The sequence below is a fragment of the Bradyrhizobium sp. Crot121 genome, from assembly GCF_059512385.1.
Window position 1 is genome coordinate 1 of record NZ_JCAMOR010000117.1, and the last position, 16,014, is coordinate 16,014.

General features: G+C 60.6%; 15 protein-coding genes. 6 read left to right on the top strand and 9 right to left on the bottom strand.

All coding sequences use genetic code 11. The features are described 5' to 3' along the window. Nucleotides 1-446 precede the first annotated feature (446 nt). Both AC5ZGW_RS42535 and AC5ZGW_RS42540 read right to left on the bottom strand, forming a co-directional pair. Nucleotides 447-647, bottom strand: coding sequence for a hypothetical protein (locus AC5ZGW_RS42535; RefSeq protein WP_130230387.1), 201 nt, complete (start codon nucleotides 645-647; stop codon nucleotides 447-449). A gap of 570 nt (nucleotides 648-1,217) precedes the next feature. After that, nucleotides 1,218-1,886, bottom strand: a complete 669-nt coding sequence (locus tag AC5ZGW_RS42540; RefSeq protein ID WP_028169068.1) for a CBS domain-containing protein — start codon at nucleotides 1,884-1,886, stop codon at nucleotides 1,218-1,220. Between the two features lie 326 nt (nucleotides 1,887-2,212). Here AC5ZGW_RS42540 and AC5ZGW_RS42545 point away from each other — a divergent pair, with 326 nt between their 5' ends. Then, nucleotides 2,213-2,443 carry an MGMT family protein gene (locus tag AC5ZGW_RS42545; protein WP_130230389.1) on the top strand — a complete coding sequence of 77 codons (231 nt, stop codon included), beginning with the start codon at nucleotides 2,213-2,215 and terminating at the stop codon, nucleotides 2,441-2,443. Nucleotides 2,444-3,185: 742 nt separating this feature from the next. Here AC5ZGW_RS42545 and AC5ZGW_RS42550 read toward each other — a convergent pair. Next, nucleotides 3,186-4,793: a DHA2 family efflux MFS transporter permease subunit gene (locus AC5ZGW_RS42550; protein WP_130230391.1), complete on the bottom strand. Its 1,608-nt coding sequence runs from the start codon at nucleotides 4,791-4,793 to the stop codon at nucleotides 3,186-3,188. After that, nucleotides 4,790-6,337, bottom strand: a complete 1,548-nt coding sequence (locus AC5ZGW_RS42555; RefSeq protein ID WP_130230393.1) for an HlyD family secretion protein — start codon at nucleotides 6,335-6,337, stop codon at nucleotides 4,790-4,792. The genes AC5ZGW_RS42550 and AC5ZGW_RS42555 overlap by 4 nt, the downstream gene beginning before the upstream one ends. Nucleotides 6,338-7,193: 856 nt before the next feature. Between AC5ZGW_RS42555 and AC5ZGW_RS42560 the strand changes: the two genes are divergently transcribed. From AC5ZGW_RS42560 to AC5ZGW_RS42570, 3 genes are all read left to right on the top strand, one after another. Further along, nucleotides 7,194-7,463 carry a hypothetical protein gene (locus tag AC5ZGW_RS42560; RefSeq protein WP_130230395.1) on the top strand — a complete coding sequence of 90 codons (270 nt, stop codon included), beginning with the start codon at nucleotides 7,194-7,196 and terminating at the stop codon, nucleotides 7,461-7,463. A 242-nt stretch (nucleotides 7,464-7,705) separates the two neighbouring features. Then, a complete protein-coding gene (locus AC5ZGW_RS42565; RefSeq protein ID WP_245475102.1) occupies nucleotides 7,706-8,383 on the top strand; it encodes a YkgB family protein in 678 nt (225 codons plus the stop codon). A gap of 164 nt (nucleotides 8,384-8,547) precedes the next feature. Next, on the top strand, nucleotides 8,548-8,907 hold the full coding sequence (locus AC5ZGW_RS42570) for a hypothetical protein (protein WP_283813340.1): 360 nt from the start codon (nucleotides 8,548-8,550) through the stop codon (nucleotides 8,905-8,907). A 146-nt stretch (nucleotides 8,908-9,053) separates the two neighbouring features. Here the strand turns inward: AC5ZGW_RS42570 and AC5ZGW_RS42575 are convergent, their stop codons facing one another. From AC5ZGW_RS42575 to AC5ZGW_RS42590, 4 genes are all read right to left on the bottom strand, one after another. Then, complete coding sequence (locus tag AC5ZGW_RS42575; RefSeq protein WP_130230397.1) at nucleotides 9,054-9,677, bottom strand: TetR/AcrR family transcriptional regulator; 624 nt, start codon at nucleotides 9,675-9,677, stop codon at nucleotides 9,054-9,056. Nucleotides 9,678-9,693: 16 nt separating this feature from the next. Next, nucleotides 9,694-11,148, bottom strand: coding sequence for an amidase family protein (locus AC5ZGW_RS42580; protein WP_496114104.1), 1,455 nt, complete (start codon nucleotides 11,146-11,148; stop codon nucleotides 9,694-9,696). A gap of 513 nt (nucleotides 11,149-11,661) precedes the next feature. Then, nucleotides 11,662-12,600, bottom strand: coding sequence for a transglycosylase SLT domain-containing protein (locus AC5ZGW_RS42585; protein WP_245475186.1), 939 nt, complete (start codon nucleotides 12,598-12,600; stop codon nucleotides 11,662-11,664). Nucleotides 12,601-12,879: 279 nt separating this feature from the next. After that, nucleotides 12,880-13,122 carry an amidase family protein gene (locus AC5ZGW_RS42590; RefSeq protein WP_496114105.1) on the bottom strand — a complete coding sequence of 81 codons (243 nt, stop codon included), beginning with the start codon at nucleotides 13,120-13,122 and terminating at the stop codon, nucleotides 12,880-12,882. Between AC5ZGW_RS42590 and AC5ZGW_RS42595 the strand changes: the two genes are divergently transcribed. Beyond that, the gene (locus tag AC5ZGW_RS42595) at nucleotides 13,009-13,248 is read left to right on the top strand and encodes a hypothetical protein (RefSeq protein ID WP_464345191.1); all 240 of its coding nucleotides are present in this window, start codon (nucleotides 13,009-13,011) and stop codon (nucleotides 13,246-13,248) included. The two genes, AC5ZGW_RS42590 and AC5ZGW_RS42595, sit on opposite strands and share 114 nt — an antisense overlap. A 13-nt stretch (nucleotides 13,249-13,261) precedes the next feature. Here the strand turns inward: AC5ZGW_RS42595 and AC5ZGW_RS42600 are convergent, their stop codons facing one another. Then, a complete protein-coding gene (locus AC5ZGW_RS42600; protein ID WP_130231536.1) occupies nucleotides 13,262-13,954 on the bottom strand; it encodes a glutathione S-transferase C-terminal domain-containing protein in 693 nt (230 codons plus the stop codon). A gap of 395 nt (nucleotides 13,955-14,349) precedes the next feature. Here AC5ZGW_RS42600 and AC5ZGW_RS42605 point away from each other — a divergent pair, with 395 nt between their 5' ends. After that, complete coding sequence (locus tag AC5ZGW_RS42605; RefSeq protein ID WP_245475188.1) at nucleotides 14,350-15,942, top strand: arylsulfatase; 1,593 nt, start codon at nucleotides 14,350-14,352, stop codon at nucleotides 15,940-15,942. Nucleotides 15,943-16,014: the final 72 nt, after the last annotated feature.

The following is a 16,014-nucleotide window of genomic DNA, read 5'->3' on the forward strand; positions in this document are numbered from 1 at the left end:
CCTTAAAGCTAGACTTAAGGTCACACGCTTCGCTAATTACCACCCGTCACGCAAGACGGCCGCCGTCGGATGCGTACCTTCTTCCCGCATCGTTCACTGCATCCGGGCTCCAGACGTTGGCCAGTTTGCCGGTGGTGCCTGGAATAATCCTCCCTGCGAACCGGCAACCTGGCGCTCAGGCGGCAGGGCGGCGTGGTACGACAGAAACGGCGCAGTCATCGCCCCCTCCCGCGTCGTTCACTGCATCCGGGCTCCAGACGTTGGCCAGTTTGCCGGAGGTGCCTGGAACAATCCTCCCTGCGAACCGGCAACCTGGCGCTGAGGCGCCAGGTCATACTACGGTACGGCCAGTGACACCCTGCCACTGACCCGCGACTATGACCGGGCCGCAATCAAGCTTTCCCCGGCACGCTTGTCGTTTGTTGGGCATCTCGTGCCGGTGCGCCCTATTCGTGCTCGCCGTTAAGGATCAGAGCGCCGAGCCCGAAGAACGTGACGCCGCCGACCCAGAGTAGTTCAAGCGCGGCCTCGGTCGCCGAGGTCTCGATCGGCACGTCGCGCGTGAAGGACACGGCGACGAACACCAGGTTCAGAAGCAAGCCGATCCAGCCACACGCGAAGAACAGCCATTTGAACAGGGATTTCATGATCCTCGCTCTTGTCTTTCGCCTTGCCCAACCGGCGAAAATCGTCGAGGGCGCAGCGGAGGCCGTACCGCGGCACGCGCAGTTCACAGTGAATATAGGGGTGGAGCGAATTTAACGCACCGGCGGGCCGCGCCGCGCGACGGCGCGCCGTCATTTGTTGCTTGAGATAAATCAAACGGGAACCAATAGGGTAGAGCCGAGATGGGAATAAGAAGCTTTATCCGACTGATATTTGGGGCCGTTCCCGCTCCGCCCGATGCCACGAGGCTCGACGGAACAAGCGAGGGCGCGCTTGCTCGCTCGTTGTCGAAGTTCTCAGCGGGCAAGCGGGGCTGGATCACGTCTGCCGAGGCGAGCACCTTGTTCTCAAGCAAGGGCCCACAATACGCGTTCGGAGAAACGGACAGGGACGGCAGAAGAAACATCGAGACGTTCGCGGCGCAGCACGGCTCTGTTGTCACCTTCATGCCGGTCGAAAGCCGGGTCTATTTTCAGCGCGATCCGACCTGAGCGGCTTCGTCGTTACCAGAGACGGGCGCGCACTCGTCACGAGTCGGGCCAGCATCTGCCTCAGGGCGCGATGCCCAAATGATCCGATACCGATTCTATTCCTGGCGTTGCCTCGGCCGCAACGCGAACGGCGGTCTTCTCATCCACGCTGTAGACAAATCCCCAGAGATCGGCGCAGCGGTCACTGACAATGATGTTGAAGGGTCTGCCCGCCCACGGCTGATCCTTGATGCTGTCGACGAAGCGTTGATGCAGCACGCGGTCGCTTTCAACCCAATCCGTATCGTCGTTGGCGCGTGCCAAGACTTGCAACAGGTTCGCACGACTGACGATACCGACCACGAGTTCGTCCTGAACGATCGGCACCCGCTTGATGCTGTGCTTCTCCATCAAGTTCGCGATTTCCCGCAACGGTGTTTCCGGCTGCGCCGTGATCACCTCACGCGTCATCACATCGCTGACCCGTTTGGCGTGCGACTTGACGAACTCCTTCGCCAGGGCGTCGCTGGACATGAGTGTTTCGCTCCCTCCGGAACGGCGCTGTTCGGTGCCGATCTCGACGCGCCGGATCAGATCGCCTTCCGAAACGATGCCGACCAGCTTCGCGCGGATATCGATGACCGGGAGCGCGCTGACGCAGTTACTGACCATCGCATTGGCCGCGATTTGAACGGGGATATCGGGGCCAACCGAGATAACCCCACGAACCATCACGTCCCGCGCCTGCATGTCCGGCTCCCTTGTTCGGGGCAAAAAATCTACCACGCGCGCCGACTTGTTGCAGCCCCGCAGGAAGCATGTCCGGTCGGGATTCAAGATGCGAAAGAACTCAGAATGAGCAAATCTAGCCCGCTCCGCCCCAGTAAGCGGACCTCAATGAGGGTATCGCCACTTCGCTGATGGGCCAATAGCTGCCCACACCCTTAAGACGGCCGCGCGCACTTCGAAACTAACACCAGCACGTCCGGTCGAATCTTCCGTGCCAACGCGACGCGCTCGTTCCAATCGAAAGTAAACAGGCGAAAACCTTCTGAGAAACGTGCTACACTCGGCCTATGAAAACGTTTTCAGATAAGGTCCGCGACATCGTACGCAAGATCCCAAAGGGGAAGACCATGACGTACAAAGCTGTCGCTGCTAAAGCCGGCAATCCGAAAGCTGCACGCGCGGTTGGTGCCATCATGCGCACGAATTACGACCCATCGATCCCGTGTCATCGCGTTATTGCAAGCGACGGCTCAATGCGCGGCTACGTTCGTCCGCGCCGTCGGCCGGCCCAACAATGATCCGCCTGACAGGAGCTTCACCGCTGTATCGCGGAAGAACGTGACGTAGCGCGCTTTACGCTGCTTTGGGTCAAACTGAGAAGAACTCAGAGTGAGCCCATCTTTTCCGCTTTGACCTCGAATGCGGACATTCATCATAGCGGTCCACATGTCTCCGACGGGCCACATGCGGACTCATGCACCGCGGCAAAGTAAGACCTATTCCGACTATGGGCAGTTTGTCTGCAATTGTGGGCCCGAGCGCTCTTGTAGCCTTGAAGTTGATGACTGGTTCGCATCTTGTTGGCTGCACGGGCAGCGGGTCATCGGCTTTTCCACGTTTGAGGCCTCCGGCCGACATGGACGACGATGCAAACACTCAGATGCTTCAAGATCATTGCACGCAAGAATGGCGACTATGATCCCCATGGGAGCGTTCGCCAATTGGGCGATACGTCGCCGCGGGTAGCGAGCGCCCCGGAGGTGCATCCCCGCCAGCGCCTGCAGCCGTAGTTTCGTATCAACGATTTGGCTCCGCACGCTTCCATGTCCAGAAATGAGTTTGTCTCCTCTCCGCCGGATCTTATCGGAGGGCGCGCACTTATGTCCGGTGGGGTCAATCGCTAGCGAATCCGGCGTTTCGGGGCATGTCGATTTACCCCCGTTCGCGACCGAACTGCGGACATCCCGGATCGGCGGCTTCGTGCCAATAGGCGGCATCGTTCCGTCACCTCGTCGACACGCGGGATCCCGCATGCACACCTTATTCGTGACCGATCTGAGCGCCTTTCTCAGCCACCGAACGTTTCATCAGCAGCACCAGGGGCACCAGCACCAGCGTCACCACCGCCAACACCATAAAGACATCGAAATAGGCAAGTGACGATGCCTGCTGCTGCCGCAAGTTCTCAAGCGTCTGCCAGGCCAGCTGCTGTGCGGCAGACGGGTCGCCGGTCTGCTGCAGGAACACCCCGCGCGCCTGATCGAGGAAGGAGGCAACGGTCGCGTTGAAGGAATCGAGGGACTCACCGAGGCGCAGAACGTGAAACTGGTCGCGGCGCTCCTGGATCGTCTGCGCCATCGACGTCCCGACACTGCCTCCCTCATTGCGCAGCAGACTGAGCAAGCCAACAGCCGCTCCACGTAGCAATGGTGGCGTATAGAGATAGGCCGCCACATTCGCAGGCGCAAAGCACATCGAGAGTCCGACGACCAGCATGACCCGAGGCCAGACAACCTGGCCGGGGCTGATCTCCAGGTTCATCTGCGACATCCAGTAGTTGCCGACCGCCATGATCAACAGGCCTGCGGCAAGCAACCACCGGGCATCAGTCCCCCGGCCAAGTGCACGGCCGACAAACGGCATGACCAGGACCGCGAAGAACCCGGCCGGCGACATCACCAATCCGGCGCTCAGCGCATCATAGCCGAACAGGGATTGCAGCAGGGCCGGTAATGATGTGCTGGCGGCATACAGGACGGCGAAAGCGAAGAAGATGATGAGGCAGCACAAGGCGAAGTTTCGCTCCCGCAAGGGCCGGAAATTGACCACGGGACTCGGGTGGCGCAACTCCCAGACGATCAGCGCGATCAGGCCCACAACGAAAAGGATTGCCAGCGTCTGCACCCGCCAGAACGGATCGCTCAGCCAGTCCCACTCCTGTCCCTTGCTGAGCATCACCTCCCAGGAGACCATGACGATCACCAGGAGTGACAGGCCGAGCGTGTCAAAACGCAACGGCTGCCGCTTCAACTCCATTCGCTGCCTGGTGAGATAGTCCGGATCCCGGAGCAAGGCATAACAGGCAGCAAGCGCCAGGAGACCGACCGGGACGTTGATATAGAACACCCATCGCCACGAATAACTGTCTGTGATCCAACCGCCAAGAGTGGGGCCGACGACCGGCGCTAGGAGGGCGGCCAGGCCAAACAGCGTCATCGCTGTGCCTTGCTTCTCCACCGGAAAGGCGTCCAGCAGCACGCCCTGACTGGATGGCTGTAAACCGCCCCCCGCCAAGCCTTGCAGGACGCGGAACACGATCAGCTGACTGAGACTGGTCGCCATTCCACACAATCCGGAAGCGAGGGTAAAGACAGCTATCGACAGCAGGAAGTAGTTGCGGCGACCGAGATGCGCCGAAAGCCAGCCGGTGATCGGCAGGATGATGGCGTTGGCGGCGAGATAGCTGGTGATGACCCATTCGCCATCGTCGACAGTGGCCGACAGACCTCCGGCGATGTATCGCAGCGCCACCACCGTGATGGTAGTGTCGAGCACCTCCATGAAGGTCGGCACCACGACGACCGCGGCCACCACCCAGGGATTTACCCCCGTTTGGGATCTGGCGGGTGAAAGGACCGCCTCGGTCATTTGCCGGCGCCTTGCGCGCTCGTGGACGAAGCGGCGGCCGACGACGGCTGTAAGTTGCTTTGAAGGAACTTCCCGGCATCGGGTCCAGTGGGCGGCTCGTTGATATAGACGTAGGGAACGACCGACGTGCCGATGAACAGAGGGTTCTTGTCCGGTTCGTATCCTTCAAGCTCGATCCGGACCGGGAGCCGCTGCACGATCTTGACGAAGTTGCCCGTGGCATTCTGTGGCGGCAGCAACGCGAGCGTCGATCCCGTCCCCATGGTGAAGCCCGCGATCCGGCCTTTGAACACCTGTTTGTCGCCGTACATGTCGACATAGACATCGGCAGTCTGACCGATGCGCAAATCGCGCAGCTGCGTCTCCTTGAAGTTGGCATCGACCCAGATCTCGCTGAGCGAGCGGAGCGCCATCAAGTTCTGCCCGGCCTGGACATCATTGCCGGGATTGACGTTGCGGCGCGTGACAACGCCGTCGATCTCCGCGGCAACGTCGCAATAGCGAAGGTCGAGTTCAGCCAGAGCGAGGTCGCGTTTGGCGGCAGCGAGCTTGGCCTCGGCCTGCTTGACGGCCGGCGCCTCCGCGGCCAGCCGATCGAACGTGCGGTTGACGTCGCCTTTGGGATCGAGCTTATAGAACTCCTCGAGCATCTGCTTCGGAGTCTGGTTATACGAATGCAGAACGCCGAGTTCAGCCGCAGTCTGAATCAGCCCCGCCTGCGCCTGCAGGACCGAAGAAAACGTCTGATCGAGATCGGGCGGCACCCGGTCGAGATCCGCGCTGTCTTCGGGCTGCGTCTGCAGGCCCAAAGAGACACGGACCTGATTCACATCCGCCAATGCCTGGACGATACCCGCTTGGGCAATCGACAACGACGCCTGACGTTGATCATAGAGCTCGCGGCTCGCCGTCTCAGATACGACCAGGCGCGCTGTCCGGTCGAACTCCTGCTGCGCGAGTGTAAGTGTCGCCTTCGCCTTCTTGAGCGCGGCGACCCGAGCATGCAGCAGGGCTATCTGGTTTTCGACGTTCTCAATGGCTTGTTGCAATTGCCAGCGCCGGCTCATGGCTTGTGCTTCGATGCCCCGCACCGTGGCCCGGGTCGCGTCGAGATCCGCCTGGGCGGTGTCGACGGCCGCTTTCTTCACGGCGACCGCGTCCCGAAATGGCTCCTTGTCGAGTTCAACGAGAAGATCTCCCTTGTGCACACGGTTGTTGTCATCGACCAGAACCCGGGCAACCTGACCGCGGACACGGGGAGCGACGAACGTCACGTGTCCGTTCACGAAGGCGTCGTCGGTCGAAACCGTGCTGAGCACGAACCGGATCCAGGGGATGGCATAGACCGCAGCCGCAATGACCACAGCGCCGACCACACCGATCAGCAACTTTCGCCGCGGTGTGAACCGTTGATTCGCCGGTGACAGGGGTTTTGAAGCAGTATCTGGTTTGCCGTCACGATGGACTGCAGCACCGACTTGGGCTGTCACGGGCGCGTCGACCGAACTTGACTCGCCGCTATGCTCGGTCATCTCGGTAGGCATCGCAGCTCCTAACGATTTCGCTCAGTGCAATTTTGGTTGAGGCGGCGACGACCTCATGGCCGCCTTGGCGCAGAATGGCGACGGATTCGAGCCGTTCAGGCCGGTGCCGCCGATCATGACGATCTTCATGAGTCCCCCTCCCCTGTGTCGATGACCGCAGAACAGGTTCGAAAAGCGGGTTCGAATGCTAAAGGGCCAGGCGCAACCCCGCTGGTGAGAGCGTGATAAGGCCCGCCGTCTCGTCGGCACTTCGTTGCCAACGCCAGCATAGCACGCCACGCGACTTTCTCAGCCGTCATGAACTGGTCAGCATTACTGAACGATTTGTTGACGACACACGGATAGCTCATGTCCGAGATGGGTCAGGGGCCGGCGAACGAAGGCCCCACAAGCTCGGTCCGGTCTACCCAGTAAGCTGACGTCGCAATCTTCAATCCGGGTTTTGGCCATGGGCCAAAATCTGAAGTGTCTGACTGGCGCGCCTATCCGTTTCGTAGACTGGCAACCTCGGGCCTAGCCAGAAATGGGTGGCGCCCGAACGGGCCTTGATTGTGCCGAACGTGAACGTGTCGCGCCGCCTTGGCACGCCTTCGGCCGCGCTAGATGCTCGAGTGACTTCGATTGAGCGGGGCTCGCCACGTACTTGTTTGACGTGCTTAGAGAACAAAGATCGTTGTTTTTCGAAAGCCAAGGCGTTGAAGTCGTCGCACACTACTCAATACGACGGACTATCGTCTCGATCAGACTTTTCGGATATCAAACTGCCGAGCAAGTCGGTTGACGTTCGGTATTGATTTCCCTTTCCCTGATGAGGTGGGTTTTACGTTTGAGCTCGATAACTGCTTGAGAGCGGATCATGTCAAGCAAGTTTGTATATGGAGTCACATTGGCTCTGGCGTCGTTGTTGCTGGCAAACATTGGATCTGCAGAGGACGCCTCGTCAGGCCGCAAGGGATCATGGCCGATCCGCAATGGGCACAACTACCAGCCAACCGAGCATGAACTGAGAGGCTTGCATCAGGAGGATGTCACGGCCGATCAGGCGCGCGAGATTGACCGATTGTATGATCAGCTCCTGGCAAACGGTGAAAAAGTCCGCAATCGGCATCCCGCACCCAAACGTTGAGGATACGCCGTTGGGTAGGAGGTGAGCGGCTATCAGGTGAAGGACCTCTCGCAAACGCTGGATAAATCCAAAGCGGCAGGCGTTGGGAGCAAGCAAGAGCAATTCCAGGCATCGCTCCTTTAGTTACTACAGGGTCTACTTTTCCACCTCTGGGCGACAGGAAATCGCAATGAAAACATATGACTTGATGGTGATTGGGTCAGGCACCGCCGCTCAGGTCACCGAGTCCTCCGGGCGAGACGATGGAGCATATAATTGAGCCTGTAAAGCCTCATCAATCTCAGTCGCGCGCTTATGGTGACATTCGTCGTCATCAGCCAGATGCGATCTTGGCTCCGGAGTGCGATCCCGAGGATTGCTTGGCCTTCTCGTTGAGGAAAAATCCAATGAACGCTATCGCTCAGCTTCTCGGCCGCACGGGCCTCCTGAAGGTCGATTATCACCTGCTCCGCGCCGCAATGGTGATCATCTTCGCATGGTTCGGGTACGACAAATGGTTCGAATCGGAGATCAGAGGACTGCTGCCCATAATTACCCACGGCCCGCTTATCTCCTGGACGATTCCGGTGTTGGGCATTCGCGGCACCGGCATTCTTCTCGGCACCTCAGAATGGACGTTTGGCACGTTGCTGCTTCTGGGTTTCTGGAACAACAAAGCGGGCATGCTCGGCGCCCTCGGTTCGACCTTCACCTTCATCGCTACCTTCACGGCATTTCCGTTCGTTCCGGACGCGTGGGATGCTGGCGCCGGAGGCTTTCCAGCGATGACGAATAGTTCGGCCTTCCTTTTGAAGGATCTCGTGCTGCTCGCCGTCTCAGTCTACCTCCTGAAGGAAGACGTTAAACGGATCGTCACCCCGGGTCGCGCGTTGCAATCTTCCGAACTGAAGGCTGGTGCGCTCCGACTGGCAGACAATTGAAAAGATCAAAGAGTCTACCCGGGGCGCTGGTTGCGGTGTCCTACAAGACGGCAACGGTCATTTATGACGACGCTAACGCCGACGTGAACCAACTAACCTCGGCCACCACGAAGGCTAGTTATCCGTCCACACCCAAGAGCTGATCCGATGCTTTTCAATCGACTATCACTTGTCCGTACTGGGCCGTCGCGAAAGTCGAGATTATGCCGACGGATGCCTGTCAGTTTTTCTATGAATGCACCGGCTACGGCACAAAGCTAAAGCCCAAGTCCGTGATCTGGATCATCGCCCTCATCTGGATGGGCACAGCGCGCATGCTGAATGCGCGAAGCTGTACTCGTACACACTGCCGATACATCGGACCTTACTACCTCGCCATGGACCGTACCCGTGATGGTGCTTGGTGCGGAGGTCGTCACCATCGGCATACTTGGATGGGTTTGTTTGGGCGTGATCATCCTCGGTGGCAGCGGGCTGATATGGTGGGCCACAGAACGCGCTGGGGGAAGCTCTCTCAGTGTTGATAGCGGAACGCTGTTCACCGCACGAGGTCCGTTATGGGTCATTTTCGACCCATTCCGCGGGCTCTGCCTACCACTTGATGTCCGCTTTGCTCCAAAACGGTTGCCGGCCCGAGCATCGTCTTTGACCTGACGGTTGTGACTCAAGCTCACGAGCTGGGGCCACGTTTCATGCGCTCCGAACTCGCGACTATGGGGGAGACGGCGTTCGCCAGCTGCAGCGCAGCCTCGACGCCGCCTTCCAGTATCTGCTCCGCCTGGGCAGCGTCGGGCACGGCCCGCGCGAACTGGAGGGTGCCCACCATGAGGCCGAAGATGGCCGTCGCACGGCGGACGCTCTTTGCGGAGCCGGCATCTGGAAGCAGTGCAGCCAGCGTCGAAACGTAGCTTCGCAGCGCCTCCTCGTAGGCCCGCCGGGTGGGCAAGGGCTGGCGGGCGATTTCCGGGAGCAACGCCGCCGAAGGGCACCCCGCGGCTAGGTTTTCAAGGTGGGCGCGGTTCAGGTAGCTCCGGATCGCGCCTTCGAGATCGAGGCCCCTTCGCTGATCTTCATCGAGGCGATGTTGCTGGTCGGCGAGCGCACTCGCCAGCGCCTCGCGAACGAGCGCCTCCTTGGAGTCGAAGTGCGGAGAGAATGCCCCTTTGGTCAGGCCGGCCTCGCCCATGACCCCGCCGATCCCGGCGGCGGAGACGCCGTCTCGGCGAAAGCATTTCGACGCCACATCGACGATGTGCCGTCGCGTCGCCGCCTTATGACCCTTCTCGAAACGCATTGTTCCTTCTCGTTCCCTAGCCTGCCGACAAGACGCCTTCGATCCGGCGTGCAAGATCCAAGAGCGTCCCGTCACTCCCCAAGGGGGCGTCCAGCTCAAGGCCGATCGGGAGGCCGCCGCGCGATAGGCCAGCCGGAAGGCTAATACCCGGCAGGCCCACGCTACTCGCCAACACGGTGTGGTTCGCCAGGGTAAGGTGACTAACCTGCCGCCCCGCGATTTGGAAGTTCGTCTGCTGTTCGATCAAAGGCGCCGTGCAGGGCGTCGTCGGTTGCAGTATGGCCTGCACCCCTCGGGCGACGAACACCTCGTCGAGCCGGCGTTGGATTTCCGGGCGGCTCACAGCCAGTGCGGTCTGATAGGCCTCTGCGGAGATAGCGCCTGCACCTTCCGGCAGGACCACATGTCTCCACGTGTCACGAAGCTCGGGCTTGAGTCCCTCGATGATCTCCTCGAACGTGGTCGGGATATCGTGGCGGCGAAGGAACTCAGAAATCGCGCCCATCGTCTCATGGAAGAAGATGCTCCATGTCGCTGTCTGCGTAAGGGCGCCGAAGTCATCGCCAAGGTCGACCTCAACGACCTCGGCGCCGGCGTCCCGCAGCCGACGCACCACCTCGCGGAAGCGCCCTTCGATTTCCGGGTCGACCAGATCGAGAACTTGTCGCGGTGCGTAGGCCAGCCGGGTCCCCTTCGCGTCGTATCCGCGCCCGGATGGCTCCGCGGCCATTTCACCGGTCACCACCTGATCCATAAGAGCGCAATCCTCAACGCTGCGGGCGAACACGCCCGTCGTGTCGAGGGTATGGGAGATCGGCGCAACGCCATTGCGGGGCCATCGCCCGGTCGTAGGCTTGAATCCCACTACGCCACAGAGCGATGCGGGCACCCGGATCGACCCGACGGTATCACCCCCTAAGGATGCGGGAACGATGCCGGCGGCCACGGATGCGGCGGATCCGCTCGACGAGCCGCCCGACACGCGATCGCGGGCGAACGGGTTCTTCACCTGGCCATAGCGGGCATTGTGACCGGTCAAGCCGTAGGACATCTCGACGAGGTTGTTCTTGCCGAAGACCAGAGCGCCCGCCCCCTTGATGGCGCGGACAGCGTCCGCATCTTCCCGCGGCACGAAGTGAGCGAGACCGCCGAGACCAAGGCTCGTAGGCAACCCTTTCGTCAAATAGCTGTCCTTCACCCCGAGCGGCACGCCCAGGAGCGGCGCCACCGACCCGGCCGCACGCGCCTTGTCCGCGTCCCGCGCGGCCACGAGCGCGGCGGCCTCGTCGATAGTGATGAAGGCATTGAGCTCGGCAAGCGCTCCGGCGCGCTGCAGAAGCGCCGTGGTGTAGGTCTCCGACGTGATGTCGCCGTTACGAACTGCGGCTGCAGCGGCTGCGAGTCCAAGGGAGGCCAGGTCCGCGGTGTCTCGCGATGCGGCGCGGCGTGAAGTGGCGGTTGCGTCGTCCATGAAATCCTCGCAAGAGAGCTGAGACGCGGCATCTCACTGCCATGAACGGCGGCTTAGCTCGATGTAATTACGATTATCATATAAAATTACGATCGTAATTCAATAGGAATCTTCGCGGAGATGTGGCGTCGCCAGACACATAAAGGTGAGACGCCGGCAGCAGCGGCCAAACGGTGGCCAAGGCAAGCATGCGGGTGTACGGCCGCCGAGCACGCTCTTACGCACTCATTCAGCATGGAAGATGCCGATTGATTGAGCCGGGGCAATCACTCGTTTCGACGAACCACAGACCTGGGCTCATCGTCGTCATAGTGATCGCAGGGCTCCTCAGATTGCGGGAGCCACGCCATCTATTTGCTCAAGCATTCCGGGCGGCGGGACTGCTGGCCTACTTCACACCGGCGCCATGGTCACGGTCGGCAGGCTGAGCACATGACTTTTGCTTCGGGACCGGACTCCCAAGAGTGCCGACACACCTTCCCGACGAAACGACGTGTGGGCGGTCGCAAACTGTCATCTCAAGCGTTCGGCCGTCGCTAGCGTCGGCGCCGGATAGCGGGCATAGAGGGTGTCGACGCGGTCCCGCCACATCGCCACGAACGCGCCCGAGGTGAGGCGATCGACCGACTTCCATTCGCGTTTGACCGCTGGCAGCGTGTTGCCCCAGATGGCGCGCTTGCACCATCGCTCGCCCTTCGCCGAGCCCTCCTGGGTTGCGCACATCGATTTCCAGGCAATCCGCTGCGGATGGCTGACGTGTTCGGCGGCTCCTTCCCCGCCCTGCTGGTGGATCAGGTAGAGATCGGAAAACGTCGGCTGCTTGTGAGTTATTACTTCGAATAGAACAGCCTCGGTGACGAACTTGTAGGCGGCAGCCATCGCGTTGTCGCGAGGATTGAGGATGTCGCCCGATCCGTATTTGCCGAACTCAGCCTTGCTCAGCTGGAACAGACCGATATAGGAGCCAGTGCGTTGCCTGGGATCGAAATCGGATTCGATTTTGGCGACCGCCTTCATGAAATTGGCATCGACATCGAACGCCTTGGCCGCGCGTTCGATCTCCTGGACGGGCGTTCCGAGCGGGACGCCGCTCAACGCCGACAAGGCGATCTTCGCGGGTTTCTCCGGCGGCGGAATTTCCGAGTAGACATAATACTTCAGATACGACTGTTTGCCTTCGTCCGGATTGGGCGAAGCAGGCGGACCGCCCTGTCGTAGCGTCGCCTCGTTCTCGGGCGGCACAGCCTCGAGGCTGGCACTGGCGTGCAACATCCGTCGTTGCCGCAGCGAACTGGTCACATCGGACGGCATCGCCGCGTCCGGCGCCGCGGCGCTGAATCCCTCCGCAACGATCGCATTAGCCGATGACCTTGTATCGAATTTCGCCTCGAGGACCGGGGCCGGCAATGCTGCCAGGGCGTTTGTCAGGACCCTCGTCACATTAAGCGGCATGGCGCTGAATGCATCAGCAACTCTCGCATTCGGCGTTGCGACGCTCGGGGGCGATGCCGCGATTTGACAAATCGCGGCAAGCGAAGTCGCGATCAGCGCGCCGGCAACACAGCTTGCTTGCCAAATCTTCAATGTCGCCAGCCGCGCTGCCGCGGTTCCCCCATACAATTCCGACTGCAGATCCCCGACTTGGTGCGCATATTAAGGGGACAAAGGGAAGACAATAGGGCGCACCTGTGGCGCAGGTGCGGCCTGTCTCGGCCGCTTCGCCAAGATCGCCTAAATTGGAGTTGGGGTCTTGATGCACCTCCCGCCGAGGGACAGGACAGACGCCATGTCCGCGCCTTCCCGCGGTACGAAGTGAGCGAGACCGTCGAGACCCAGGCTCGTGGGCAGCCCTTTCGTCAGATGGCTGTCCTTCACCCCGAGCGGCACGCCAAGGAGCGGGGCCGCCGACCCGGCCGCACACGCCTTGCCCGCGTCCCTCGCGGCCACGAGCACGGCGGCCTCGTCGATGGTGATGAAGGCATTGAGCTCGGCAAGCGCTCGGGCGCGCTGCAGAAGCGCCGTGGTGTAGGTCTCCGACGTGATGTCGCCGTTACGAATTGCGGCTGCAGCGGCTGCGAGCCGTGCGGCATCGGCGGCTAATCTTCTTCCGTTCTCACATACTGACTGCCGTATGGATGGAGCGGCAATGTTGTACCAAACCGTCGTGCGAGACCACGAAATACTTCAGCGGTGTGTCGATCTCGTAGAAATAGATGTTGGCGACGAAGCCATAGATGCCGGCGTCGATGGCCGTCGGTCTGTCGCCATGCACATAGCCTTGCCGCGGGATCAGGCTCGCGAGTGCGGCGAGATCGGCGAGCCCGCGGGCCATCACGGCGTCAGCCTCGAAGCGGCCGATGCCCTGGTAATAGTAGCGCTGGATGTTGAACTCCCTGGCCTTCATCAACCCGTCATCGGTAAGGCTCGGATGCTCTCGCTTGAGCGCATCGCGGAACTGGGGCCAGTAGCGCTCGTCCTTCCAGCGGGAATAGGACATCACCCAGTAGAGATCGTCGAGCGTGCGTGTGATGAGGAGATTGGTCGCGCGCTGCGCCGGCGTCAGCGCGACGTCCGGTGTCACGCCATATTTTTCGGTGGCATACGCAAGGATGGTCTCGCTGTCACCGACGCTGTCATGGCCATCTACGATATATGGCAATTGTCCGCGCGGCGCCTTCGACGCATCGAAAATATGCTCGTGCCGGAACGGCACGCCAGCGAGCTTGAGGAAGGCGAATACCTTCAGACCGTAGCCATTGTTGTCGGCGACGCCGAACAGCGGCGGATAGGAATAAAGCGTGAGCATGGTGGCCTGTCAGGTTCAAGCAGGCTATTTTCAAAGTTGACCAGTCGAAAAAGACCGGCAGACACCCCCAGTGCGCCGAGCATAGTCTAGGCCACCAATTAAATCGAGGATGCCAACGTCTGCTTTGGGCCAACAGTCGACGTCAAAGGGCCGGCGCTTTTTCGCATTCAGCCGGCTGTTTGGTGCTGACGACGATGAGAGTGTCTCTAACGCCGCGCTGTTGATGGCAAGCGAGCCCACGCGGCACCAGCAAAAATTTGATCCCGCATCGGCCGAATCTGCATAGCCACGGTCCTCGTTGGGCAGAGACTGGCGGCTCTAACGGTCGATTGGAGGGATCAGTGAGCATGGTTAGGACATTCTACCTCACCTGGCTCGGGCTGCTTGCCGCTGCGATGGTGGCGAGCACACCGACGGTCGCGCAACAACAGACGAAGCCGAACATCATCCTGATCGTGTCAGATGACTTCGGCTTCGGAGACGCAGGCGTCTACGGTGGCGGCGAAGGCCGCGGTATGCCGACGCCGAGTATCGATCGCCTAGCAAGCGAAGGCATGACGTTCTTCTCATTTTATGCACAGCCGAGCTGCACGCCGGGCCGCGCAGCAATCCAAACCGGCCGGATTCCCAACCGCAGCGGCATGACCACGGTGGCCTTCCAAGGTCAGGGCGGCGGCCTGCCAGCGGCAGAGTGGACGCTGGGTTCCGTCTTGAAGACCGGCGGCTACAAGACGTTTTTCACTGGCAAGTGGCACCTCGGCGAAGCCGACTATGCGCTGCCCAATGCGCAGGGCTACGACGAGATGAAATACGCCGGCCTCTACCACCTCAACGCCTACACCTACGGCGATCCGCAGTGGTTCCCCGCCATGCCCGCAGACCTGCGCGCCATGTTTCAAAAAGTGACTAAGGGCTCGATGTCCGGCAACGCGGGCGAGCAAGCCCGTGAGGACTTCAAGATCAACGGTGAGTATGTCGACACGCCGCAACAAGGCGTTGTCGGGATACCGTTCTTCGATGGCTATATCGAAAAGGCGGCGCTCGACTACCTCGACCGTAACGCCAAGTCGACGCAGCCGTTCTTCATGATCGTCAACTTCATGAAGGTGCACCAACCGAACCTGCCGCACCCGGACTTCATCCACAAGTCACTGTCCAAGAGCAAATACGCGGACTCGGTTGTCGAAACCGACACGCGCATCGGTCACGTCATCGACAAGGTCCGTGCGCTCGGCCTCGACAAGAACACCTATATCTTCTGGACCACGGATAACGGCGCCTGGCAGGATGTCTACCCCGACGCCGGCTACACCCCGTTCCGGGGCACGAAGGGCACGGTGCGCGAGGGCGGCAGCCGCGTCCCGGCCATCGCCTTTGGGCCGAACATCAAGCCCGGCAGCAAGAACTATGACATCCTCGGCGGCCTCGACCTCATGGCCACGTTCGCATCGCTGGCCGGCATCAAGCTGCCGGAGAACGACCGGGAAGGAAAGCCCATCATCTTCGACAGCTATGACATGTCGCCCGTCCTGTTCGGCACCGGCAAGTCGGCACGCTCGTCGTGGTTCTATTTCACCGAGAACGAGTTGTCGCCCGGGGCGGTGCGTTTCGCCCAATACAAGTTCGTGTTCAATCTGCGCGGAGATGACGGTGGAGCGACCGGCGGGCTTGCGGTCGATAGCAACGTCGGGTGGAAAGGCCCCGACAAGTACGTGGCCACCGTGCCCCAGATTTTCGATCTCTGGCAGGACCCCCAGGAGCGCTATGACATCCTCATGAATAACTACACCGAGACGACCTGGATGATGGTCGCCATGGGCGAAGAGGTAAAGAAATTGATGGGTACCTACGTCAAGTATCCGCCGCGCAAGCAACAGAGCTTGTCCTACGGAGGGCCACTCACGTTGCCAATGTATGAGCGGTTCCAATATATTCGCGAGATGTTGGCGAAGGAGGGCATCAACATTCCGGTGCCCACTGGAAACTAGAGCGTGATGAAGTTAGGTTCGTGCCTATCCTGAGTTTGCCAAGTAGCTTGCGCGTTCTTTGGGCGTGAAGAG

Excerpts from the sequence above, each read along its gene's own strand:
- AC5ZGW_RS42580 (WP_496114104.1), bottom strand. The coding sequence starts at position 11,148 with ATGGACGACGCAACCGCCACTTCACGCCGCGCCGCATCGCGAGACACC.
- AC5ZGW_RS42540 (WP_028169068.1), bottom strand. The coding sequence starts at position 1,886 with ATGCAGGCGCGGGACGTGATGGTTCGTGGGGTTATCTCGGTTGGCCCC.
- AC5ZGW_RS42545 (WP_130230389.1), top strand. The coding sequence starts at position 2,213 with ATGAAAACGTTTTCAGATAAGGTCCGCGACATCGTACGCAAGATCCCA.
- AC5ZGW_RS42575 (WP_130230397.1), bottom strand. The coding sequence starts at position 9,677 with ATGCGTTTCGAGAAGGGTCATAAGGCGGCGACGCGACGGCACATCGTC.
- AC5ZGW_RS42605 (WP_245475188.1), top strand. The coding sequence starts at position 14,350 with ATGGTGGCGAGCACACCGACGGTCGCGCAACAACAGACGAAGCCGAAC.
- AC5ZGW_RS42600 (WP_130231536.1), bottom strand. The coding sequence starts at position 13,954 with ATGCTCACGCTTTATTCCTATCCGCCGCTGTTCGGCGTCGCCGACAAC.
- AC5ZGW_RS42555 (WP_130230393.1), bottom strand. The coding sequence starts at position 6,337 with ATGCCTACCGAGATGACCGAGCATAGCGGCGAGTCAAGTTCGGTCGAC.
- AC5ZGW_RS42550 (WP_130230391.1), bottom strand. The coding sequence starts at position 4,793 with ATGACCGAGGCGGTCCTTTCACCCGCCAGATCCCAAACGGGGGTAAAT.
- AC5ZGW_RS42535 (WP_130230387.1), bottom strand. The coding sequence starts at position 647 with ATGAAATCCCTGTTCAAATGGCTGTTCTTCGCGTGTGGCTGGATCGGC.
- AC5ZGW_RS42585 (WP_245475186.1), bottom strand. The coding sequence starts at position 12,600 with ATGCCGCTTAATGTGACGAGGGTCCTGACAAACGCCCTGGCAGCATTG.
- AC5ZGW_RS42560 (WP_130230395.1), top strand. The coding sequence starts at position 7,194 with ATGTCAAGCAAGTTTGTATATGGAGTCACATTGGCTCTGGCGTCGTTG.
- AC5ZGW_RS42595 (WP_464345191.1), top strand. The coding sequence starts at position 13,009 with ATGGCTGTCCTTCACCCCGAGCGGCACGCCAAGGAGCGGGGCCGCCGA.
- AC5ZGW_RS42565 (WP_245475102.1), top strand. The coding sequence starts at position 7,706 with ATGGAGCATATAATTGAGCCTGTAAAGCCTCATCAATCTCAGTCGCGC.